20 protein-coding genes are annotated in these 21553 nt (G+C 69.7%); 13 read left to right on the forward strand and 7 right to left on the reverse strand.

The window, feature by feature from the left end:
* Position 1: 1 nt before the first annotated feature.
* Entirely contained in the window at positions 2 to 934 is a 933-nt protein-coding gene (ftsY, locus tag AC1RN0_RS13255; RefSeq protein WP_492787919.1) for a signal recognition particle-docking protein FtsY, read from the reverse strand.
* Positions 935 to 1131: 197 nt separating this feature from the next.
* On the opposite strand from ftsY, the gene AC1RN0_RS13260 reads away from it, so the two are divergent.
* Both AC1RN0_RS13260 and AC1RN0_RS13265 read left to right on the forward strand, forming a co-directional pair.
* Positions 1132 to 1770 carry a trimeric intracellular cation channel family protein gene (locus AC1RN0_RS13260; protein ID WP_492787920.1) on the forward strand — a complete coding sequence of 213 codons (639 nt, stop codon included), beginning with the start codon at positions 1132 to 1134 and terminating at the stop codon, positions 1768 to 1770.
* On the forward strand, positions 1767 to 2003 hold the full coding sequence (locus AC1RN0_RS13265; protein WP_492787921.1) for a pentapeptide repeat-containing protein: 237 nt from the start codon (positions 1767 to 1769) through the stop codon (positions 2001 to 2003). The genes AC1RN0_RS13260 and AC1RN0_RS13265 overlap by 4 nt, the downstream gene beginning before the upstream one ends.
* 3 nt (positions 2004 to 2006) lie before the next feature.
* Here AC1RN0_RS13265 and AC1RN0_RS13270 read toward each other — a convergent pair whose 3' ends face one another.
* Both AC1RN0_RS13270 and mtaB read right to left on the reverse strand, forming a co-directional pair.
* Complete coding sequence (locus tag AC1RN0_RS13270; RefSeq protein WP_492787922.1) at positions 2007 to 2690, reverse strand: hypothetical protein; 684 nt, start codon at positions 2688 to 2690, stop codon at positions 2007 to 2009.
* A 346-nt stretch (positions 2691 to 3036) separates the two neighbouring features.
* On the reverse strand, positions 3037 to 4314 hold the full coding sequence (gene mtaB, locus AC1RN0_RS13275; RefSeq protein ID WP_492787923.1) for a tRNA (N(6)-L-threonylcarbamoyladenosine(37)-C(2))-methylthiotransferase MtaB: 1278 nt from the start codon (positions 4312 to 4314) through the stop codon (positions 3037 to 3039).
* 244 nt (positions 4315 to 4558) lie between these two features.
* On the opposite strand from mtaB, the gene AC1RN0_RS13280 reads away from it, so the two are divergent.
* Together AC1RN0_RS13280 and AC1RN0_RS13285 are read left to right on the forward strand one after the other, a co-directional pair.
* Positions 4559 to 5422 (forward strand): HpcH/HpaI aldolase/citrate lyase family protein, encoded by an 864-nt coding sequence (locus AC1RN0_RS13280; RefSeq protein ID WP_492787924.1) that lies wholly within the window; start codon positions 4559 to 4561, stop codon positions 5420 to 5422.
* Positions 5419 to 6174 (forward strand): hypothetical protein, encoded by a 756-nt coding sequence (locus tag AC1RN0_RS13285; RefSeq protein ID WP_492787925.1) that lies wholly within the window; start codon positions 5419 to 5421, stop codon positions 6172 to 6174. Before AC1RN0_RS13280 ends, AC1RN0_RS13285 begins: the two co-directional genes overlap by 4 nt.
* 54 nt (positions 6175 to 6228) lie before the next feature.
* On the opposite strand, the gene AC1RN0_RS13290 is transcribed toward AC1RN0_RS13285, so the two are convergent.
* Both AC1RN0_RS13290 and AC1RN0_RS13295 read right to left on the reverse strand, forming a co-directional pair.
* Positions 6229 to 6654 carry an HIT domain-containing protein gene (locus AC1RN0_RS13290; RefSeq protein WP_492787926.1) on the reverse strand — a complete coding sequence of 142 codons (426 nt, stop codon included), beginning with the start codon at positions 6652 to 6654 and terminating at the stop codon, positions 6229 to 6231.
* Positions 6647 to 7696, reverse strand: coding sequence for a MaoC family dehydratase (locus AC1RN0_RS13295; RefSeq protein WP_492787927.1), 1050 nt, complete (start codon positions 7694 to 7696; stop codon positions 6647 to 6649). Before AC1RN0_RS13295 ends, AC1RN0_RS13290 begins: the two co-directional genes overlap by 8 nt.
* A 226-nt stretch (positions 7697 to 7922) precedes the next feature.
* Here AC1RN0_RS13295 and mdh point away from each other — a divergent pair, with 226 nt between their 5' ends.
* Positions 7923 to 8885: a malate dehydrogenase gene (mdh, locus tag AC1RN0_RS13300; protein ID WP_492787928.1), complete on the forward strand. Its 963-nt coding sequence runs from the start codon at positions 7923 to 7925 to the stop codon at positions 8883 to 8885.
* A 231-nt stretch (positions 8886 to 9116) separates the two neighbouring features.
* Here the strand turns inward: mdh and AC1RN0_RS13305 are convergent, their stop codons facing one another.
* A complete protein-coding gene (locus AC1RN0_RS13305) occupies positions 9117 to 9863 on the reverse strand; it encodes a 2OG-Fe(II) oxygenase (protein ID WP_492787929.1) in 747 nt (248 codons plus the stop codon).
* Between the two features lie 126 nt (positions 9864 to 9989).
* On the opposite strand from AC1RN0_RS13305, the gene AC1RN0_RS13310 reads away from it, so the two are divergent.
* Entirely contained in the window at positions 9990 to 10544 is a 555-nt protein-coding gene (locus tag AC1RN0_RS13310; protein WP_492787930.1) for a GNAT family N-acetyltransferase, read from the forward strand.
* Positions 10517 to 10975, forward strand: a complete 459-nt coding sequence (locus tag AC1RN0_RS13315) for a DUF2141 domain-containing protein (RefSeq protein WP_492787931.1) — start codon at positions 10517 to 10519, stop codon at positions 10973 to 10975. The genes AC1RN0_RS13310 and AC1RN0_RS13315 overlap by 28 nt, the downstream gene beginning before the upstream one ends.
* Here AC1RN0_RS13315 and AC1RN0_RS13320 read toward each other — a convergent pair.
* Positions 10972 to 11778: a LytTR family DNA-binding domain-containing protein gene (locus AC1RN0_RS13320; protein WP_492787932.1), complete on the reverse strand. Its 807-nt coding sequence runs from the start codon at positions 11776 to 11778 to the stop codon at positions 10972 to 10974. The genes AC1RN0_RS13315 and AC1RN0_RS13320 overlap by 4 nt on opposite strands.
* Before the next feature lie 133 nt (positions 11779 to 11911).
* On the opposite strand from AC1RN0_RS13320, the gene AC1RN0_RS13325 reads away from it, so the two are divergent.
* The 6 genes from AC1RN0_RS13325 to sucD all read left to right on the forward strand — a co-directional run bounded on the left by AC1RN0_RS13325 (position 11912) and on the right by sucD (position 21390).
* A complete protein-coding gene (locus tag AC1RN0_RS13325; RefSeq protein ID WP_492787933.1) occupies positions 11912 to 12445 on the forward strand; it encodes a DUF2306 domain-containing protein in 534 nt (177 codons plus the stop codon).
* Positions 12446 to 12526: 81 nt separating this feature from the next.
* On the forward strand, positions 12527 to 13222 hold the full coding sequence (locus AC1RN0_RS13330; protein WP_492787934.1) for a TetR/AcrR family transcriptional regulator: 696 nt from the start codon (positions 12527 to 12529) through the stop codon (positions 13220 to 13222).
* Between the two features lie 207 nt (positions 13223 to 13429).
* Positions 13430 to 15676 (forward strand): TonB-dependent receptor, encoded by a 2247-nt coding sequence (locus tag AC1RN0_RS13335; RefSeq protein ID WP_492787935.1) that lies wholly within the window; start codon positions 13430 to 13432, stop codon positions 15674 to 15676.
* 139 nt (positions 15677 to 15815) lie between these two features.
* A complete protein-coding gene (locus tag AC1RN0_RS13340) occupies positions 15816 to 19160 on the forward strand; it encodes a trifunctional glycoside hydrolase family 18/polysaccharide deacetylase/glycosyltransferase family 2 protein (protein WP_492787936.1) in 3345 nt (1114 codons plus the stop codon).
* A 145-nt stretch (positions 19161 to 19305) separates the two neighbouring features.
* A complete protein-coding gene (gene sucC, locus AC1RN0_RS13345; protein WP_492787937.1) occupies positions 19306 to 20505 on the forward strand; it encodes an ADP-forming succinate--CoA ligase subunit beta in 1200 nt (399 codons plus the stop codon).
* Positions 20506 to 21390, forward strand: coding sequence for a succinate--CoA ligase subunit alpha (gene sucD, locus AC1RN0_RS13350; protein ID WP_492787938.1), 885 nt, complete (start codon positions 20506 to 20508; stop codon positions 21388 to 21390). It abuts the gene before it with no gap.
* Positions 21391 to 21553: the final 163 nt, after the last annotated feature.

The following is a 21553-nucleotide window of genomic DNA, read 5'->3' on the forward strand; positions in this document are numbered from 1 at the left end:
CTCAGCTCTCCAGGCCGACCAGCGAGCGTGAAAAGGCCCGGGCGTCGAAGGGTTGCAGGTCCTCGATGGCCTCGCCGACCCCGATCAGCTTGATCGGCGAGTCCGAGGCCTGGGCGACGGGCACCAGCACCCCACCGCGGGCGGTGCCGTCCAGCTTGGTCATGACGATGCCCGACACGCCCACCTGGTTGCCGAAGATCTTCTCCTGGGCCAGGGCGTTGCGGCCGACGGTGGCGTCCAGCACCAGCAGGGTCTCGTGCGGCGCCTCGGGGTCGACCTTCTTGATCACCCGGATGACCTTGAGCAGCTCGTTCATCAGGTCCTGCTTGTTCTGCAGGCGGCCGGCGGTGTCGATCAGCACCACGTCGAAGCCCTCGGCCCGGGCCTTCTCGACGGCGTCGAAGGCCAGACTCGCCGAGTCCGCGCCGATCGGGGCGGACAGAAAGGCCGCGCCCGAGCGATCCGCCCAGACCTTCAGCTGTTCGACGGCCGCGGCGCGGAAGGTGTCGCCGGCGGCGATCAGCACCTTGGCGCCCTTGAGCCGCAGGTCCTGGGCGATCTTGCCCAGCGTGGTGGTCTTGCCCGAGCCGTTGACGCCGACGAACAGCACGACATAGGGCCTGGGTCCCGACAGCGGGTCGAACACGCCCTGGCGCGGAACCAGCTCGGCGGCCACGGCCTCGGCCAGGGCTTCCTTGACCTCCTCCTCGGTGGAGGACTTGCCGAAGCGGGCCTTGCCGAAGGCCTCGGTGATGCGGGCGGCCGCGTGCGGACCGAGGTCCGCCTCGATCAGCATCTCTTCCAGCGCGTCCAGCTGCTCCTGGTCGAGCGGCTTCTTCACCAGCACGCTGGTGACCTGCTCGGTCATCTCGCGGGTTGTCCGCGACAGCCCCGACGTGAGGCGCTGGAACCAGCCCTGTTTCTGCTCTGCCATGAGCGGGCTCTTAGCCGTTAGCGCGCGCAGGCTCCACCCCTGCCGTCATCCTCGCCCTTGTGGCGAGGATCGCTTGTTCCGCCGCACCCCGGGTGTTCCAGCGTGACAGGTTCGCTGCGCTTCGAGGGGGTCCTCGCCACAAGGGCGAGGATGACGAGGGAGTTTGGCGGTGCGCCCACTCGTGGCAGAAGGGCTCCATGTCCCCGCTCGATCTCGGCTTCATCCTGTTCGACTACGCCGCCGTGGCCGTTTTCGGCGCCACCGGGGCGCTGGCGGCCGCGCGGCGCAAGCATGACATCATCACCTTCGCCTTCTTCGCCGCGATCACCGGCGTCGGCGGCGGGACGCTGCGCGACCTGCTGATCGGCGCGCCGGTGTTCTGGGTCGTGCGGCCGGGCTATCTGGTCATGTGTCTCGTCGCCGCGGTCGCCGTCTGGCTGCTGGGCAGGCGGACCTGGCGGATGGGCCTCCTCCTCTGGCTCGACGCCGTCGGCATGGCCGCCTACTGCGTGGTCGGGGCGGCCAAGGCGCTCAGCCTCGGCGTCCACCCGATCTCGGCCGTGGTCATGGGCGTGCTGACAGCCTGTTTCGGCGGGGTGCTGCGCGACATTCTCGCCGGCGAGCCGTCGGTGCTGCTGCGCCGCGAGATCTACGTCACCGCGGCCCTGTCGGGCGCGACCGTTTTCGTCACCCTGGCCAGCTTCGGCGCGGACCGCTTGTTCGCCGGCGCCGCAGGCGCGATCGTGGCGTTCGCCGTGCGCGGCGGGGCCCTGAGGTGGGGCTGGTCCCTGCCGGGTTTCGGCGGCGACATCGCCGTGGAGGATCGACCGGAATGACCGACCCTGTCCGCTTCCAGAACCGCAATCTCGGGGGCGCTGTCTTCGACGACGTGAACCTCGCGCAGGCCGAGTTCAACAACGTCAATCTGAGCGGCGCGCGGTTGAACGACGTCAACCTGTCGGGGGTGACCATCGACAACGCCAATGTCGAGGGGCTGACGATCTACGGCTACGACATCCACGCCCTGCTGCAGGCGGAGTTGGCCAGGACCGCCGCCGGCAAGGGATAACGGTCAGGCCTTCCGGGGCCGTAGGGTTTCCTTCACAGCCACCAGCATCATCGCCGTCCAGCTCAGGCCGAGGCCCAGCGTCAGCAGCCCGACGCTGCCCCGATCGATACGCGCCGCCGCGACGCCGATCACCGGCAGCACCAGCAGCACCGCCAGCAGCCGCCGACGCGGCGCCGCGCGCAGACAGACCAGCGCCAGCATCAGCGCATGTGCGCCCAGCGCCGCGAACTTGATCCACGCCGCGGTCGACGAGCGCGGCAGCAGCGGTCCGGCCGCGGCGATATCCTTCGTGATCTGCAGCAGCGTCGTCGTCTCGACCATGTCGGCGATGAAGGCGACGACGGCGAGGCCGATCGCCGCCAGCGCCAGCCGCGACCGCCCGCCCAGCCACAGCGCCGCGAGGATGGCGAAGGCCGTGTAGCTCGGAATGTAGGCGGCGATGTCGAGGTGGTTGACCGCGTCCATGCCGGCGATCACCGGCTGGCGGCAGACTGCCGGCCCGAACACGGCGGCCAGGTCGGCCGGCGTGCGGGCGAACTCGAACTGCAGCACCGAGCCGGGACCCATGCAGGTCCCCGCGGCCTTGACGGCGGCCAGCTGCTGGAAGGCGATCGTGACGCCCAGTGTCACGAGGCCGGTGAGGGCAGTCAGCAGCGGCGGAAGCCGGCGTCTGAAGGCGTCAGTCATGGTGGTCCCCCCGGAGCCGTTTTGCGTGAGGTTAACCCCGAACGACGGCTTCTCCCACCCCAACGCGATCCTCTCCCTCTTGGGAGAGGGGGAACATGCGGAGCAGGGTGGAGAGGGCGGCGCGGCGGCGGCCGGGACGTCTCAATCGCCAACGGCGGACCGCGCCTGATGTCTTGGCGGCCAGTGTTGCTCCGGCGGACGGCCTGCTCAAGGACCGCTTCGCGGCCGCGCAGCGGCGAGCCCGAAGGGCTCGTCCTTGACCAGGACGACCGACCGGAGCGCATCATTCCATCAAGGCCAAAGGGCGCGTCTACATCGCCTCCGGACCAGGCGAGGCGGAGGAAGGTCAGACCAGCTCCGCCGTCACGGTTCCGCCGCGCACGCCGGTCACCCGCATCGGCACGATCTCCCCGACCGGCGCCTCGCCGACAAACGCGATCTCGGTGAAGTCGTCCGCCCGGGCTACGCCCGGCTTCTCGACCAGCCCGTTCAGCACCCGGCCGGCTTGCCGCGCCAGGTGCCGGTGCAGCGCCGCCTCGCCGGCTTCGCGCAGGCGGCGGGCGCGGTCCTTGATCACCGTCCCCTTCACGGGCGGCATGCGGGCCGCCGGGGTGCCGGGGCGGGCGCTGTAGGGGAAGACATGCAGGAAGTTCAGACCCGCCTCCTCGACCAGCGCCAGGGTGTTGTCGAACGCCGCGTCGCTCTCGGTCGGGAATCCGGCGATCAGGTCTGCGCCGAACGCCGTGTCCGGCCGCACCGCGCGCACCTCGGCGATCAGCTTCAGCGCGTCGGCCCGCAGATGGCGGCGCTTCATCCGCTTGAGGATCAGGTCGTCTCCGGCCTGCAGCGACAGGTGCAGATACGGCATCAGCCGCGGCTCCTCGGCCAGGCAGCGCATCAGGTCCGGATCGATCTCGGCGGCGTCGATCGAGCTCAGCCGCAGCCGGGGCAGGTCCGGTACGAGCTTGAGGATCCGCGACACCAGCTGGCCCAGCGTCGGCTGGCCCGGCAGGTCGGCGCCCCAACTGGTGATGTCGACCCCGGTCAGCACCACCTCGCGATAGCCCTCGGCCGTCAGCCGGCGCACCTGCTCGACCACCTCGCCGGCGGCGGCGCTGCGCGAGTTCCCGCGGCCGAACGGGATGATGCAGAAGGTGCAGCGATGGTCGCAGCCGTTCTGCACCTCGACGAAGGCCCGCGCCCGGTCGCGCAGCCCGTCGATCAGATGGCCGGCCGTCTCGCGCACCGACATGATGTCGTTGACCCGCACCCGCGCCGACGCATCGGCCAGCGCCCCCGGCTGCGCCTTCTCGGCGTTCCCCAGCACCAGGTCGACCTCGGGCATGGCGGCGAAGGCGGCCGGATCGATCTGCGCCGCGCAGCCGGTAACGATCAGCCGGGCCCCGGGCCGCTCGCGCCGCGCCTTGCGGATCGCCTGCCGCGCCTGGCGGACCGCTTCGTTGGTCACGGCGCAGGTGTTGAACACCACCGCGTTCTCCAGCCCGTCCGCCTGCGCCCGTGCGCGCAGGGCCTCGCTCTCGTAGGCGTTCAGCCGGCAGCCGAAGGTGACGACCTGCACGTCGTCGGCGTCGGCGTCAGCGGCGAGGGGGGCGGGAAGGGTCATGGCGCAAACACAGCGGGCGGCCGATGCGGCCGCCCTTGGATGAGAGGGATATAGCAGAATGGACAGAAGCCCCAAACCGGCGGCGCTCGCACATTCCCCGTCTTGTTCTGCCGGAGTAAGCGGCGGCCCCACTTCGGACCCGGTTTTGCATCACACCTCCTCCACGTCCCGGATCGGCCTTCCAGCCCGTCCGGGATGACAGTAGAGAAGCAGCAGACCCCAGCCTGAGACGCAGAACCGATCCATGACCTCCCGTCCCCGCCGCAGCGCCCTCTACATGCCCGCCTCCAACGCCAAGGCGATCGAGAAGGCGAAAAGCCTGCCCTGCGACGTGGTTATCCTCGACCTCGAAGACGCTGTGGCGCCGGAGGCCAAGGAGGCCGCCCGCGAACAGGCGGTGCAGGCCGTGCGCGACGGCGGCTTCGGCCGGCGCGAACTGGTCATCCGGGTGAACGGCTCGGATACGCCGTGGGGCGCCGACGACCTGCGCGCCGCCGCGGCCGCCAAGCCGGACGCGATCCTCGTGCCCAAGGTGAACAACGCCAATGACGTGGCCGACTACAGCGCGCCGCTGCAGGGCGACACAGCCCTGTGGGCGATGATCGAGACCAGCCGCTCGCTGTTCGCGCTGGAGGCCATCGCCGCCGCCCGCGCGACGACCCGGCTGACCACCTTCGTCATGGGCACCAACGATCTGGCCAAGGAGATGCGCTTTCGCCTGACCGCCGGCCGCGAGCCCTTCTTCGCCGCCCTGTCGATGGCCGTGACGGCCGCGCGCATGCACAACCTGACCATCCTCGACGGCGTTCACAACGACATCGAGGACCAGGCGTCGCTCGAGGCCGTCTGCCGCCAGGGCGTCGACTTCGGCTTCGACGGCAAGACCCTGATCCACCCCAAGCAGATCGATGTCTGCAACACCGTCTTCTCGCCGGCCCCGGCCGAGGTCGACTGGGCGCGGGCGGTGATCGCCGCCTTCGCCCTGCCGGACAACCAGGGCAAGGGCGCCATCCGCGTCGAGGGCAAGATGGCCGAGCTGCTGCACCTGGCCCAGGCCGAGCGGCTGGTCGCCGTGGCCGAGGCCATCGCCCTGGCGGAAGCCGCTTGAGGCTCGGCCTCACCCTTTTTCTGACGCTGGCGCTGTGCGCCGGCGGCGCGCTGGCCCAGGCTCCGGCCGGGCCGGCCCCCGCGTCGTCTCCGGCCGGGCCCGACGCCCAGCCGCCGGCCTATGACCCGATCGGCGACGCCATCGCCGCCTCGCTGCCGCCGGACCAGACCACCGACGAGGAGCCGGACGCGATGCCGGCCGATCCGACCCCGCCCGCGCCGCCGCCGGGCTACAGCGCGCCGCCGCCGCCCTCGACCAGCTATTCGCCGGCGCGACCGTTGATCATGAATCCGCCCGCGCGCACGGCGCCGGGACGGCCCGGTCTCGACCGGCCGGTGATGATCGACGAGACCGGCAAGAGCCCCGACGGCCCGCCGACGATGCTCGACCTGACCTACGAGAGCCGCATCCGCGGCTCGGCCGCCGCCTCCCAGGGGCTGCAGGGCCCGCTCGACGGCGGCTGGACCGTGCGCACCGACGCCGGCGCGCCGGTGCTGTCGCTGCAACTGGTCGATCGCGGCAACGGCTACGGGCAGCTCGAGGGCGCCTGGCGCACGCTCGATGCGCCGATGAGCCGCGTCGGCCTGATCGACAGCCTCGACCGCCAGCCGGCGGTGCTGACCATCCGCATCACCAGGTTCCCGGGCAAGCCGACCACGGTGCTCAGCCTGACGCCGGCGTCCGACGGCACCTGGCGCGGCGATCTGAGGGACGGCGAAGGCGTCCGCCCGGTGGTGATGAAGCGGAACTAGGCGGGGAATCCCCAAATCTTCCGCTCATCCCGGCGAAGGCCGGGATGAGCGGATTTAGAAACTGAGCGTCCGGCGCGCGACAGACACGGCGATATCCAGGTCCCGGGCTGAATACCCCTCCGCCACCCCCACGCCCCACACCGGCGCCGGCCAGGCCGCATCGCCCGCATGCCGGCCCACCAGATGCACATGCAACTGCGCGGTCACGTTGCCCAGGGCGCCGAGATTGAGCTTCTCCACGGGCCGGCCCAGCGCGTCGCCCATGGTCCGCACGGCCCGTCCGGCCAACACCGATTCCTCGATCAGCCGCGCGCGATCGGCGGGCGGCAGGTCCTCGATCTCGCGCAGCCCGACGCCGCGCGGGATCAGGATCAGCCACGGCCAGCGCGCGTCGGTCTGCAGCCGCACATGGCACAGCGGCAGTTCGCCCAGCGCGATCGAACCCGCGTCGAACGCCGGATCGGGCGCGAACTCAGCCACGCTTGGGAACCGCCGCCCAGTAGTCGAAGTCGAGGATCACCTCGGGCGGATAGGCGCCGGCCGCGTCCTTGTCCGGGAAGTCGGCGCAGGGCCGGTCCTTCGTCGCCACCAGCCGCAGCCGCAGCGCGCCGACGCCATCGCCGAGGTCGGCCTTGTCGAGCACCTCGCTCCAGGCGAACACCGTCGCCCCGGCGAAATAGGGGTTCACATGACGCCCGCCGTTGATCGCCAGCATCAGCCCGGCGTTCTGCAGCCCGTTGAAGCTCAGGGCCTTGGCGGTGGAGATCACCACCCCGCCATAGACCAGCCTGCGACCCGTCGGGTCCTTGGCGCGCTCATACTGGTTGAAGTGCACCTTGGCGGTGTTCTGGTAGAGCCGGGTGGCCATCTGGTGCTCGGCCTCCTCGATGGCCATGCCGTCGACATGGTCGATCTTCTCGCCGACAGCGTAGTCCTCGAACGCATGCGGCGCGCCGGCCAGGGCGAAATCGTAGCGGCTGAAGTCGAGGCCGTGCGGCAGGACCAGGTCCTTCGCCGCGACAGCGTCGACGAGCTTCGGCGTCGCCTGCTCGGTGACCTCGGCGGCCTCGCTGCGCTTGCGCACCATGACCCAGCGCACATAGCTCAGCACCGTCTCGCCGTGCTGGTTCTCGCCGGTGGTGCGCACATAGACCACGCCGGTCTTGCGGTTGGAGTTCTCCTTCAGCCCGATGACCTCGCTGGTCGCGGTCACCGTGTCGCCCGGATACAGCGCCTTCAGGAACAGCCCCTCGGCGTAGCCCAGATTGGCCACGGCGTTCAGGCTGATGTCCGGCACGGTCTTGCCGAACACCATGTGGAAGGCGATCAGCGGATCGACCGGCGACCCGCGCAGGCCGCAGGCCCGGGCGAACTCGTCCGAGGAGGTCAGGGCGAAACGCGGGCTGTAGAGGGCGTTGTACAGCGCCACGTCCCCGGTCGTGACCGTTCGCGGCGTGGCGTGGGTCAGCACCTGCCCCAGCCGGAAGTCCTCGAAATAGTTGCCGGGGTCGGTCTTGGACATGGGGTGCTCCGCTTCGCCATCGTGCGTCCTTCGAGACGCCCTTCGGGCTCCTCAGGATGACGAACACCGAGGGTCGTCATGGTGAGGAGCGAGCCTCAGGCGAGCGTCTCGAACCACGCACGGTCCTATTGCCGCGCTCTTCGCATCCGCGAAAGGGGGCTTGAGGCGGAACCCGCCCGGGTCTAGACCCCGCGCGACCCTTTTCCACATTCGGAGACGCCAAAAGATGGCTCGCGCGAAGATCGCCCTTATCGGCGCCGGCATGATCGGCGGCACCCTGGCTCACATCGCCGCCCGCGAAGAGCTGGGCGACGTGATCCTGTTCGACATCGCCGAGGGCACGCCCCAGGGCAAGGCGCTCGATATCGCCGAGGCCAGCGCCGTGTTCGGCAAGGACGTCGCCCTCAAGGGCGCCAACGCCTACGAGGACATCGCCGGGGCCGACGTCTGCATCGTCACCGCCGGCGTGCCGCGCAAGCCGGGCATGAGCCGCGACGACCTGCTGGGCATCAACCTGAAGGTCATGAAGGCCGTCGGCGAGGGCATCAAGGCCCACGCCCCGAACGCCTTCGTCATCTGCATCACCAACCCGCTCGACGCGATGGTCTGGGCGCTGCAGCAGTTCTCGGGCCTGCCCAAGGAGAAGGTCATCGGCATGGCCGGCGTCCTCGACTCGGCCCGTTTCGCCTACTTCCTCGCCGAGAAGACCGGCGTGTCGGTGGAAGACATCCACGCCTGGACGCTCGGCGGCCACGGCGACGACATGGTGCCCATGGTGCGCCACTCGACGGTCGGCGGCCTGCCGCTGCCGGAACTGGTCAAGCAGGGCTGGATGACCCAGGAAGAGCTCGACGGCATCGTCAAGCGCACCCGCGGCGGCGGCGGCGAGATCGTCGCCCTGCTGAAGACCGGCTCGGCCTTCTACGCCCCGGCTGAAAGCGCCATCGCCATGGCTGCCAGCTACCTGAAGGACAAGAAGCGCGTTCTGCCCTGCGCCACCTTCCTGACCGGCCAGTACGGCCTGAAGGATCTGTACGTGGGCGTGCCCGTGGTCATCGGCGCCGGCGGCGCCGAGCGGGTCATCGAGTTCGAGACCAACGACGAGGAAAAGGCCATGTTCGCCGCCTCCGTCGCCTCGGTCCAGGGCCTGATGGAAGCCTGCAAGGCGATCGACTCCTCGCTGGTCTGATCCCTTCGCGCATCAAGATCCGAAAGGGCGGTCGCCGAAAGGCGGCCGCCCTTTTTCGTCCTTTCCTCTCCGCGCAGCGGGGAGGGGGACCACGCGGAGCGTGGTGGAGGGGCCGGCTCGCATGCCTGCGGCCCAATCCTGAATTCCGGTCATTCCGATGAGTCCGGCGCTGCCCCCTCCACCAGCCTCCGGCTGGTCCCCCTCCCCTCTGCGAGGGGAGGAACGGCCGCGTTACCGCTTCACCCCCGCCGGCGGGTCGTCCCTCAGCCAGCCGGTGATCGAGTAGCGGGCCTCCGGCGCGAACGGCGCGACGGCCGTCACCGAATGGATGCGCAGGCCGTCGAACAGGGTCAGCACGTTGTAGCCGGGCGTCCAGCCGCTTTCGACATTGAGCTCCGGCGTCAGGAAGGCCAGCAGGCCGCCCCAGTCGGGCTGCCAGCCGGGGCTGAAACCCAGGGTGTAGGCGGCCCGGCGCTCCAGAAGGTCGCCGTCGTCGATGTGCCGCGTCAGGAAGTGCCCGCGGCCGTAGCAGGTGGCCTGGGCGTCGACCTTGGTGATGCGCTCGGCGCCGATCACCCGTCGGCCGAACTCGCGCAGCTCTTCAGACTGAAGGAATTCGGTCAGCTGATGAAGCGGATGGCCGGGATCCCAGCCCTCCATGTAAGCCTTGATCATCGGGTAGACGTTGTAGAGGTAGCCATGGTTCTCGGCCGCCCGCTGCATGACCCGCTGCATGATCGCGCCGAACGCCGGCTGGCCCATGGCCTTGATCTGCTCGCCGGTCAGGTAGGTCGGCCGGGACTCGGCGCCGTGCACCAGCCGCCAGGGCGTGTGGCGCAGCAGCACCTCGCGCAGCGCCGCCGCGATCTCAGGTTCAAACACGTCGTGGATCTGCACCAGCCGGTCGCGGCGGTATATCGCGGCGAAGGCCTCGACATCGAGGGCCGGGTTGAGCCGCAGCTGCAGGTCGTTGGCCATGACGCCTCCGGAAGGAACCGGCCTAGCTCGGGCCGGGGCCCGGATATGTCAAGCCGGGCGAGGCCCCGGTCGCCCTTGCGATGAAGGCGGCGCCCTTTTCCGTAAACCTGCGCTAGAGACGACCACATGATCGCGCCCGGACCCACGCTCGAAACCGCCCGCCTCATCCTGCGCCCGCCCGGTCAGGAAGACCTCGACGGCTGGGTCGAGCTGATGGGCGACGAGGAGGCCTCGCGTTTCATCGGCGGACTGCAGGGCCGCGCCCAGAGCTGGCGGGGCCTGGCCTCGATGGCCGGGTCCTGGGCGATCCTCGGATTCGGCATGTTCTCGGTGATCGAGAAGTCGAGCGGCGACTGGGTCGGCCGGATCGGTCCCTGGCAGCCGGAGGAGTGGCCGGGCACGGAAGTCGGCTGGGGTCTGCGTCGCGCGTACTGGGGCAAGGGCTATGCGCTCGAGGCGGCCGAGGTCACCATAGACTGGGCGTTCGATGCGCTGGGCTGGACGGAGGTCATCCACAGCATCGATCCGGGTAACCTCGCCTCGCAGAAGGTGGCGCGCCGGCTGGGGTCCTATGTGATGCAGTCCAATGTCATGGTCATGCCGCCGCCCTATCACGAGCTGCCGATCGACATCTGGGGCCAGACCCGCGCGGAATGGCTCGCCCGGCGCGCGGCCCGGTGATGCGGGCCGGCCTGCTTCTGGCGGCGCTTGTGGCGCTCACGCCGGTCGCGGCCGGGGCCCGGGGCGAGGACGGCGCCCTGACCGTGTCGTTCGAGGGAATCACCCGGCGCGAAGGCGTGGTGCTGGTCGCCCTGTTCGACAGCAAGGCGGCCTATGACTCCAACACCGGTCCGGTGCGCACCCTGACCATGCCGGCCGCCGGCGGCGATTTCGCGGTGACTCTCGCGGGCCTCACGCCCGGGCTCTATGCGGTGAAGTCGTTCCACGACCGCGACGCCAACGGGAAGATGAACTTCAACCCGCTGGGCATGCCGCTGGAGCCCTACGGTTTTTCCAACAACGCCCGCGCGCCGTTCGGCCCGCCCTCCTGGCGCCGCGCGGCGTTCGAAGTGAAGCCTGGCGGCAACGTCCAGGCGATCCGGCTGCGCTAGATCCAGCCGCTTTCGCGCAGCGCCCGCGCGTAGGCCCGGCTGACGGGCACGGTCGCGCCGTCCTTCAGCGTCAGGGTCGCCCGCCCGTCGCCGCGCCGGGCGTCGGCCACGGCCGCCCTGGCCACCCACCACGACCGGTGCACCTGCGCGCCCTCCAGCCCCTCCAGCTCGGCGACCGCGTCGGAGAGCCGCAGCAGGATCAGGTCCTGGCCCTTGCTGGTGTGCAGACGCAGGTAGTGATCCTCGGCCTCAACGGCGAAGATCTCGGCGCCGCGCAGCCGGGCCGGCAGCCGCTCGAGAAAACGGGGCGGGGCTGACCCGCTCGGCGCGGCGTGTGTCTCCGGCGGCGCCTTCTGGGTGAAGTAGTTCAGGGCGGTCATCGCGCAGGTGATGATGAACACCGGCCCGGCGAACATCACCAGCTGCGCCGGAACCAGCCGGCCGCCATGGAAGGCCAGGCTGGTGATCGCCCAGATGACCACCGTCAGCGGCGCGGTCAGGCTGACGGCGATGACGGCGCCCTGCAGCGGCGGGCGGTCGTCGAACCAGCCGCCATGGTCGACCAGCACCGACACCACGATGCCGCCCAGGGCGCCGAGCAGCATCACCGTGATCCAGTAGAGGAAGCGGGCCAGGATCGGCGCGTCGCCCGTCTGGAACGCGCCGGACGCCGCCAGGAATCCGCCCGCCAGCGCAGCGAGGCCCAGGCCCCGCAGATGCCGGGCCTCGAACAGGCCGTCGATCCACGAAGCGCGAACGGCGGCGCCTGTCCGTTCGCGAACGGGAGCCTGTGCTCCACGCATGTCCGACTGCGCCATCCGGCCGCCCCGTCTAAGCCGTCGTCATCACAGCCCGCCGGGAGTGGCGGCCCGCAACGACCTCTCCCGGATCAAGACCGACCCGACCCAACTGTCAATCGTTCCGCCGGAGACCGCCATGACCCAATCCCTGTTCGCCCGCACCCTGCCGGCCAGCCGCGCCGCCGGAACCCTGCTGACGGTCGCCGCCGGCGTGACCGCGGCGGTGCTGTTCGGCCCGCAGATCCTGCAATCGGTTCTGCACGCCACGCCGCATGCCCCGGACCTGCCGCTGTTCATGGCCCAGCCGACGGTGATCAAGGTGCACATGCTGGCGGCGCTGTTCGGCGTCGGGCTCGGCGCGACCATCCTCAGTCTGCGGAAGGGCAATACCCTGCACCGGACCCTCGGCTGGACCTGGACGCTGTTCATGGCGACGACGGCCGCCAGCTCGCTGTTCATCGTCGGGCTCAACGGCGACCACTGGTCCCTGATTCACCTGCTCAGCGGCTGGACCCTGATCGTCCTGCCGTTCGCGGTCCGGGCCGCGCGCAAGCACGACGTGAAGAGCCACAAGCGGGCCATGACCGGCCTGTTCTGGGGCGCCTCGATCGTCGCCGGCGCCTTCACCTTCCTGCCGGGCCGGCTGATGTGGCGGCTGTTCTTCGGCTGAACCGGCCTTGCCAGCGGGCGAGCGTGCGGCGTATCGCAGAAGGCGCTCACGACCGGTGAGCCCGTCTGGATCCGCTTCGCGATGACCTCCGCCAAGCCGCGCGCCCGCAATATCGGTCGGGGCCGCCCGTCCAAGGGCGCCAAGGTCGACCTCAAGGAAGTGATCCTCGATTCGGCGGAAGCGCTGTTCGCCCGGCACGGCTTCTACGGCGTCACCACCCGCCAGGTGGCCACCGAGGCCGGCGTCGATACGGCGCTGATCCACTACTATTTCGGGGCCAAGCGCGAGCTGTTCGACGCGGTGCTGCTGCGCCGCGCCGAGGTCATCAACCAGGAGCGGGCGGACGCCATGACCGCCTACGAAGCGGCGCATCCCGGGTCGATGACCGCCGAGGGCATCATCGCCGCCTTCATCAATCCGTTGGCGGAGCGGGCGCTGACCGGCGGGCAGGGCTGGAAGCACTGGCTCAACCTCGTGGCCCAGATCAACACCACCCCGGCCTGGGGCGGCGAGGTCATGCACCGCTTCTTCGACCCGGTCGTGCGCCAGCTGGTCGACCTGCTCGGCAAGGCTCTGCCCGGGGCCGACGTGCGCGATCTCTACTGGTGCTACCAGTTCCTCACCGGCTCGATGATGCTGACGGTCGCCGAGACCGGCCGCATCGACCAGCTGTCCGACGGCCTGTGCCAGTCGAGCGATCTGGAGTCGGCCCGCCAGCGCCTTTACGCCTACTGCGCGGCCGGGTTCGAGGCCGTGGTCCGCAAGGGCGCGGGCTGAGGTCGCGACGCTTCGCCTCTGTGGCGCCATTTCATCACACGGTGAAAAACTGTGGCGACAATGTGCGCGGGCCCTTCCGCGCGTCGCCCTCCTGACCGATGGTCGTTTCAATTCGCAGTTTGGTGAATTTAACAATCAACAGCGTCCGTCAACGGACCAGCTTCAGCGACCGCGGTCGTGGCGACGCCAATTGGGAGGGCGACAGGAATGAAGACCATGTGGAAGAGCATGCTGCTGGCCGGCGCGGCCTGGACCGCCGTCACCGGCGTGGCCATGGCGCAGGACGCCACGACCGACGACACCACGGTCGGCGAGATCGTCGTCACCGCCCGCCGCACCGAAGAGCGTCTGCAGGACGTTCCCGCCGCTGTCACGGCGTTTGACGAACGCGCCCTCGACCGCGTCCAGGCGACCGACGTCACCGGCCTGACCGGCGCAGTGCCCAACCTCGTGCTCGGCCAGGGCCGCGGTTCGTCCAACGCGACCAACATCTTCATCCGCGGCATCGGCCAGCCCGACGCGCTGCAGACCTTCGACCCGGCCATCGGCGTCTATGTCGACGACGTCTACTACAGCCGCATCCGCGGCACGCAGTTCGACCTGTTCGACATCGAGCGCATCGAAGTGCTGCGCGGCCCGCAGGGCACGCTGTACGGCAAGAACACCATCGGCGGCGCGCTGAAGGTGGTGACCCGTCGCCCCGGCGACGAGTTCCGCGCCAACGTGGCGCTGGGCTACGGCAGCTACAACCAGCAGGAAATCAAGGGCTCGGTCTCGGGTCCGGTCAGCGACACCCTGGCGCTCGGCGTCTCGGGCCTGATCTCCAAGCGCGACGGCTACGTCACCAATCCGGTGACCCACGCCGAATACAACGACAAGGACACCATGGCGATCCGCGGCCAGCTGGCCTGGACGCCGACCGACACCCTGCGCGTCGACCTGTCGGCCGACTACAGCCGTGACGACGCCGCCATGACGGTCGGCCAGCCGACCAGCACCCTGACCACCCTGTTCGGCGTGCCGCTGCTGGTCATCCCGAACCCGCCGGCGGACTACAACTTCAAGACCCGCACGACGCCGGGCCTGCCCAACTCGACCAAGCTGAAGCACTACGGCTACGCCGCGAACGTCACCTGGGACATCTCCGACTCCCTGACGCTCAAGTCGATCACCGCCTACCGCAACCTGGAAACCGACGACTACATCGATATCGATGCGACCCAGCTGGAGCTGGGCGATGTCTTCGTGGGCGTCGACCAGGACCAGACCAGCCAGGAGTTCCAGCTGGCCTATGACGCCGGCGGTCCGCTGACCTTCGTGGGCGGCCTGTTCTGGATGCAGGAGAACATCACCTCGCACCAGGAAGCCTATGCCGACGATCTGATCGGCGGCGGGATCACCTTCCTGCGCACGATCGACGACGACCTGGAGACCACCAGCCAGGCGGTCTACTTCAACGCCACCTACGCCTTGACCGACACGGTCAACCTGTCCGGCGGCCTGCGCTACACCTCGGAAGAGAAGACCTACTCGCGGACCACCTCGACCTTCTCGTCCAACCCCCTGTTCACCGCCAATCCGGGCTTCACCTTCAACGGCCTGAACAAGACCTGGCACGATGTCTCGCCGATGGTCTCGCTGGACTGGAAGCCGGCCGACAACATCATGGCCTACGTCCGCTACTCGAAGGGCTTCAAGTCGGGCGGCTTCAACGGCCGCGCCAACAACCCGGGTGAACAGGCGCCGTACGATCCGGAAGAAGTGAGCAGCGTCGAGGCCGGCATCAAGTCGACCTTCTTCGATCACCGCCTGCTCGCCAACGTCACCGTCTTCCACAACGACTACAAGGACTTCCAGGCGCGCGTCTCGGGCACGGTCATCGATCCGGGCACCGGCCTGCCGAGCCCGGAACTGACGGTCATCAACGCCGGCGCGATGAAGATCGAGGGCGCCGAGCTGGAACTGGTCCTGGCGCCGGGCGGCGGTCTGCGCCTCGACGCCCAGCTGGGCCTGCTCGACGCCTCGTATGACGACTTCGACGACGTCCGCTTTGTCGCCACCGGCGGCAGCCGCGCCTTCCAGGAGCCTGCCTTCGCGCCGCGCTGGACCGCCCGCTACGGCGCCCAGTACGAGTGGAACCTCGGTGACGCGGGTTACGTGACCCTCGGCGGCCAGGCCCGCTATCGCTCGGCCATGGCCCTGTCGGTCGACAACACGCCGACCAACAGCCGGGTCCACCTGCCGGGCATGTGGGATGAAAACCACTGGATCATGGACGCCCGCCTCGTGTGGGACAGCGCCGACCGCCGCTTCTCGGCCGGCGTCTACGGCCAGAACCTGACCGACGAACTGTACAAGACCGACGCGCAGGAATTCTCCTCGGTCGGCGGCATCCGCACCGCCTACTACGGCGCGCCGCAGACCTGGACCTTCCGCATCTCGGCGAAATACTAGTCGCGACCTGACCCCTCGGGTCCCGGCGACGGCGGCGGTCCATGCGGACCGCCGCCGTTTTCATGTCCGGCTCCGTCCTTCATCCCACCACAATTTGGGACAATGCCGCGCCTGTACTCCTGTCGGGACGCCGGGCGGCATGCACAAGGATATCTTCCACGATCCGACCGGCCGCCGGGGCAGACGGGCCGGGGTCATCCTCGGCATCGCCCTGTCGGTCCTCGCCGCCGTGGTGGCCGGCTTCTTCGCCACCTTCGCCTTCGCGCCCCGGCTGCCCGACCTTGCGCTGAAGGACCCCTCGACGCTGCGGGCGCTGCACGTGGAGACCGCCCACCGGGTCCGCGGCAAACCGGCCTGGCGCAGGGTTCCCCGGCTTGGCCCGTCAAAGGCCTCCGGCCCGATCCGGCCCTTGACGGTGGGCTTCTATGTTTCCTGGGACGAGGCCTCGCGGGCCTCGCTGCGCGCGCACATCGGCCAGCTCGACGTGGTCTCGCCGCAGTGGGTGCAGCTCAAGGGCGCCGGCGGCGAGGTCGCGGTCACCGAGGACGCCCAGGCCGTCGCCCGCATCGCCGCGGCCCCCAATCATCCCGCCGTCCTGCCGCTGGTGCACAACTCGGCGAACGGAAGCTTCAACGGACGCGAAGGCGATCGCCTGCTCGCCAGTCCCGCGGCCCGGGCGCGGCTGGTCGGGCGGCTCGCGGCGCTGGCCCAGGCGCGCGGATACGGCGGCTATGTGCTCGATCTCGAGGACCTGTCCGGGACGTCCCTGCGCGCCTACCCCGGATTCGTGGCCCAACTGCGCGCGGCGCTGAAGCCGCTCGGCCGCGAGGTCTGGGTCACCGCGCCGTTCGACGGCGAGGGCTGGCCGCTGAAGGCGCTCCAGCGCGCCTCCGACACGCTCGTACTGATGGCCTATGACGAGCACTACGGCCGGGGCGATCCTGGCCCCAACGCCGGCCAGGACTGGTTCGAGTCGGAGCTCGACAGGCGCGGTCGCGAGCTCGATCCGGCCAGGACCATCCTCGCCCTCGGCGCCTACGGCTACGACTGGCCGGTCGGCGCCGGCCCGGCGCCGGGGGCGGCGGTCACCTTCCACGAAGCCCTGCAACTGGCCGCCGACTCCGGGGTCGACATCGCCACCGATGACGACAGCCTCAACCCGACCTTCCGCTACCAGGACGACGCCGGCCAGGCGCACGTCGTCTGGTTCCTCGACGCCACCTCGGTGTTCAACGCGGTCAGGACGGCGAACGCCTGGCGGCCGCGCGGCTACGCCGTCTGGCGGATGGGCATGGAGGATCCCGGCGTGTGGACCGTGCTCGGCCAGCCGCCGGGACGCGCCGACGCCAACGCCCTGACGCGCCTGGCCGCTGGCCAGACGGTGGATTTCCATGGCGAAGGCGAGGTGCTGCGCGTCGGCCGCCAGCCGACCACGGGCCACCGCACCCTGACGCTCGATCCGGACACCGGGCTGATCGCCGACGAACGCTACGACGCCATCCCGACCGGCTACATCATCGAGCGCTTCGGCCAGTCGCGCGGCCCGGTCGCCCTGACCTTCGATGACGGGCCCGACGCGCGCTGGACGGGGAGGATCCTCGACATCCTCAAGGCCAGGCAGGCGCCGGCGACCTTCTTTGTCATCGGCGAGAACATGCAGCGCCAGCCGGGCCTCGTCGCCCGCGAGGTGCGCGAGGGACAAGAGGTCGGCGGGCACACCTGGACCCATCCGAACATCGCCGAGACGCCGCTGGCCGAGACCGCTGTGGAGCTGAACGCCACGCAGCGGCTGTTCGAGGTCATCACCGGCCGGTCCATGCGCCTGTTCCGGCCGCCCTATTTCGGCGACGCCGAGCCCTCGACCCCGGCCGAGGTCATGCCGCTGGTGACCGCCCAGCGGCTCGGCTACCTGACCGTCGGCCTGCGCATCGATCCGGACGACTGGCAGAAGCCGACCCCTGACCAGATCATCCAGCGCGTGCTCGACCGGCTCGATCACCCCGGCGACCGGCCGGGCCAGGTGATCCTGCTGCACGACTCCGGCGGCGACCGGAGCCGCACCATCGCCGCCCTGCCGGGCCTGATCGACGCGATCCGCGCGCGCGGCTACCGCCTCACGACCGTCGGCGAGCTGGCGGGCATGACCCCGGCCCAGGCCATGCCGGCGGCGACCCGCGACCCCGTGGAACTGACTCTCGATCGGATCGGCTTCGGCTTCTTCCGCGCGATGCAGGCCACGCTCTCGTTCCTGTTCATCTCCGCCATCGTGCTGGGCATGGCGCGGCTGGTGTTCCTGGCCGGCCTCGCCCTGACCCACGGCCGCAGCTGGACCGCGCCGCCCGACATGGACCCGAAGACCGGACCGCTGGTCAGCGTGCTGATCCCCTGCTTCAACGAGGAGAAGGTGATCGTCAGCTCGATCGCCCGCATCCTCGAGTCCGACTGGACCTCGCTTGAGGTGCTGGTGCTCGACGACGGCAGCAGCGACGCCACCGCCGCGCGGGTGCGCGAGGCGTTCGGGACCGAGCCGCGCGTCACCCTGATGACCTTCCCCAATGGCGGCAAGGCGCGGGCGCTCAATCGCGGCCTCGAGGTCGCCCGGGGCGAGATCGTTATCGCGCTCGACGCCGACACCCTGTTTCCGCCGCAGACGATCGGCCGGCTGGTGCGCTGGTTCCAGGATCCGGCGATCGGCGCGGTCGCCGGCAACGCCCTGGTCGGCAACCGCCTGAACCTCGTCACACGCTGGCAGGCGCTGGAATACGTCACGGCCCAGAATCTCGAGCGCCGCGCCCTGGCCACGCTGGGCGCGGTCACCGTGGTGCCGGGCGCCGTCGGCGGCTGGCGTCGCCAGGCCCTCGTCGATCTCGGCGGCTATCCGGCCGACACCCTGGCCGAGGACCAGGACCTGACCATCGCCGCCCAGCGCGCCGGCTGGAAGGTCGGCTTCGACCCCGAGGCGCTGGCCTGGACCGAGGCGCCCGACACGTTCCGCGGCCTGCTCAAGCAGCGCTTCCGCTGGTCGTTCGGCACCCTGCAGTGCCTGTGGAAGCATCGCGGCGCGATGTTCAGCCGCAAGCACCCGGTGCTGGGCTTCGTCGCCCTGCCGCAGATATGGCTGTTCCAGATCCTGCTGGCCGTGGTCGCGCCGCTGGTCGACCTGGCGATCGTCTGGAGTCTGGCCAGCGCGCTGTTCGGGGCGATGTTCCGCCACATCGACTGGTCGCCCGACGACAGCTGGCGCAACCTGTTCTACTGGGCGGCTTTCATCATGGTCGACCTGTCGGCCGGGGCGCTGGGCATGGCGCTGGAGCGCCGCGCGCCGTGGAGGGACTTCTGGCTGCTGCCGGCCCAGCGCTTCGGCTACCGCCAACTGATGTACTACGTGGTGATCAAGTCGCTGGCGACGGCCGTGCGGGGCGCGCGAGTCGGCTGGGGGCGTCTGGAACGGAAGGCGACTGTTTCCGTCTCCGGCTCCATGTGAGCAAGGTTCAGGCGCGATTTGGCCGATCCGCGCCAGAGCCTTGCCAATCGCGCGCACGCGGTTGCGGCCCCTGCACGGGGCGCCTATAACCGCCGCCACCTGCCGTCCGGTGGGTTTCCCGACATGTCCCGCGACCGGATTCTCGATGAACATTCACGAACACCAGGCCAAGGCCGTTCTGGCCGAATTCGGCGTCCCCGTTCCGCGCGGCTTCGCCGCCTTTACCCCCGATGAAGCCGCCAAGGCCGCCGAGACGCTCGGCACGCCCGTCTTCGTCGTGAAGAGCCAGATCCACGCCGGCGGGCGCGGCAAGGGCAAGTTCGAAGGCCTCGGCCCCGACGCCAAGGGCGGCGTCCGCGTGGTCAAGTCGGTCGATGAGGTCCGCAGCAACGCCGCCGAGATGCTCGGCCGGGTGCTGGTGACCCACCAGACCGGCCCCAAGGGCAAGCAGGTCAACCGCCTCTACATCGAAGAGGGCGCGGCCATCGCCAAGGAATTCTACCTCTCGCTGCTGGTCGACCGGCAGTCGAGCATGGTCTCGGTGGTCGCCTCGACCGAAGGCGGCATGGACATCGAGGACGTGGCGCACAACACGCCCGAGAAGATCCACAGCTTCTCGATCGATCCCGCCACCGGCGTGTGGCCGACCCACCAGCGCGCGCTGGCCAAGGCCCTCGGCCTGACGGGCGGCCTGGCCAAGGAAGCGGCCTCGCTGCTGACCCAGCTCTATACGGCGTTCCTGGACAAGGACATGGCCATGCTGGAGATCAACCCGCTGATCGTCACCGCCGACGACCACCTGCGGGTGCTGGACGCCAAGCTGTCGTTCGACGGCAACGCCCTCTACCGCCACCCGGACATCAAGGCGCTGCGCGACGAGACCGAGGAAGACTCCAAGGAAATCGAAGCCAGCAAGCACGACCTCGCCTACATCGCCCTCGACGGCGAAATCGGCTGCATGGTCAACGGCGCCGGCCTGGCCATGGCGACCATGGACATCATCAAGCTGTACGGCGCCGAGCCGGCCAACTTCCTCGACGTCGGCGGCGGCGCCAGCAAGGAGAAGGTCATCGCGGCCTTCAAGATCATCACCGCCGACCCCGCGGTGAAGGGCATTCTGGTCAACATCTTCGGCGGCATCATGCGCTGCGACATCATCGCCGAAGGCGTGGTGGCCGCGGTCAAGGAAGTCGGCCTGAAGGTCCCGCTCGTCGTTCGCCTCGAAGGCACCAACGTCGAGCTGGGCAAGAAAATCATCAACGAAAGCGGCCTGAACGTCATCGCCGCCAACGATCTGTCGGACGGCGCGGAAAAGATTGTCGCGGCCGTGAAGGGTGCTCGCTAGATGTCGGTTCTCATCGGTTCCAACACCAAGGTCATCTGCCAGGGCGTCACCGGCGCCCAGGGCACGTTCCACACCGAACAGGCCATCGCCTACGGCACGAAAATGGTCGGCGGCGTGACGCCGGGCAAGGGCGGCACGGTCCACGTCGGCCTGCCGATGTTCGACACCGTCGGTGAGGCCAAGGACGCCACGGGCGCCGACGCCTCGGTGATCTACGTCCCGCCGCCCTTCGCGGCCGACGCCATCCTGGAAGCCATCGACGCCGAGATCGGCCTGATCGTCTGCATCACCGAGGGCATCCCGGTGCTCGACATGGTCAAGGTGAAGAAGGCCCTCCAGGGTTCGAAGTCGCGCCTGATCGGTCCGAACTGCCCGGGCGTGCTGACGCCGGGCGAGTGCAAGATCGGCATCATGCCGGGCTCGATCTTCTCCAAGGGCAGCGTGGGCGTGGTCTCGCGCTCGGGAACCCTGACCTACGAAGCCGTGTTCCAGACGACCAACGCCGGCCTCGGCCAGACGACGGCCGTCGGCATCGGCGGCGACCCGGTCAAGGGCACCGAATTCATCGACGTGCTCGAGCTGTTCCTCGCCGACGAAGCCACCAAGTCGATCGTCATGATCGGCGAGATCGGCGGCGCGGCCGAAGAGGACGCGGCCCAGTTCCTGATCGACGAAGCCAAGCGCGGCCGCAAGAAGCCGATGGTCGGCTTCATCGCCGGCCGCACGGCCCCTCCCGGCCGTCACATGGGCCACGCCGGCGCCATCGTGTCGGGCGGCAAGGGCGGCGCCGAGGACAAGATCGCGGCCATGGAGGCGGCGGGGATCCGCGTTTCGCCTTCGCCCGCGCGTCTCGGCGAGACGCTGCTGGAAGTGCTCAAGGGCTGACGGCGGCCGCGTCGTTCCGGCGCGTATCGGCGGACATCCGGCAAGGGGGCGGGTCGCGAGACCGGCCCCCTTCGCCGTTCCCGGACCGCCGATCTCCCGATTTGAGGACAAAATCCGCCGGTTATTTCCCCAGCGGACGAAAAAACGTTCCTCACGGGAATTT

The organism is Caulobacter sp. GW821-FHT12F03 (assembly GCF_058806855.1).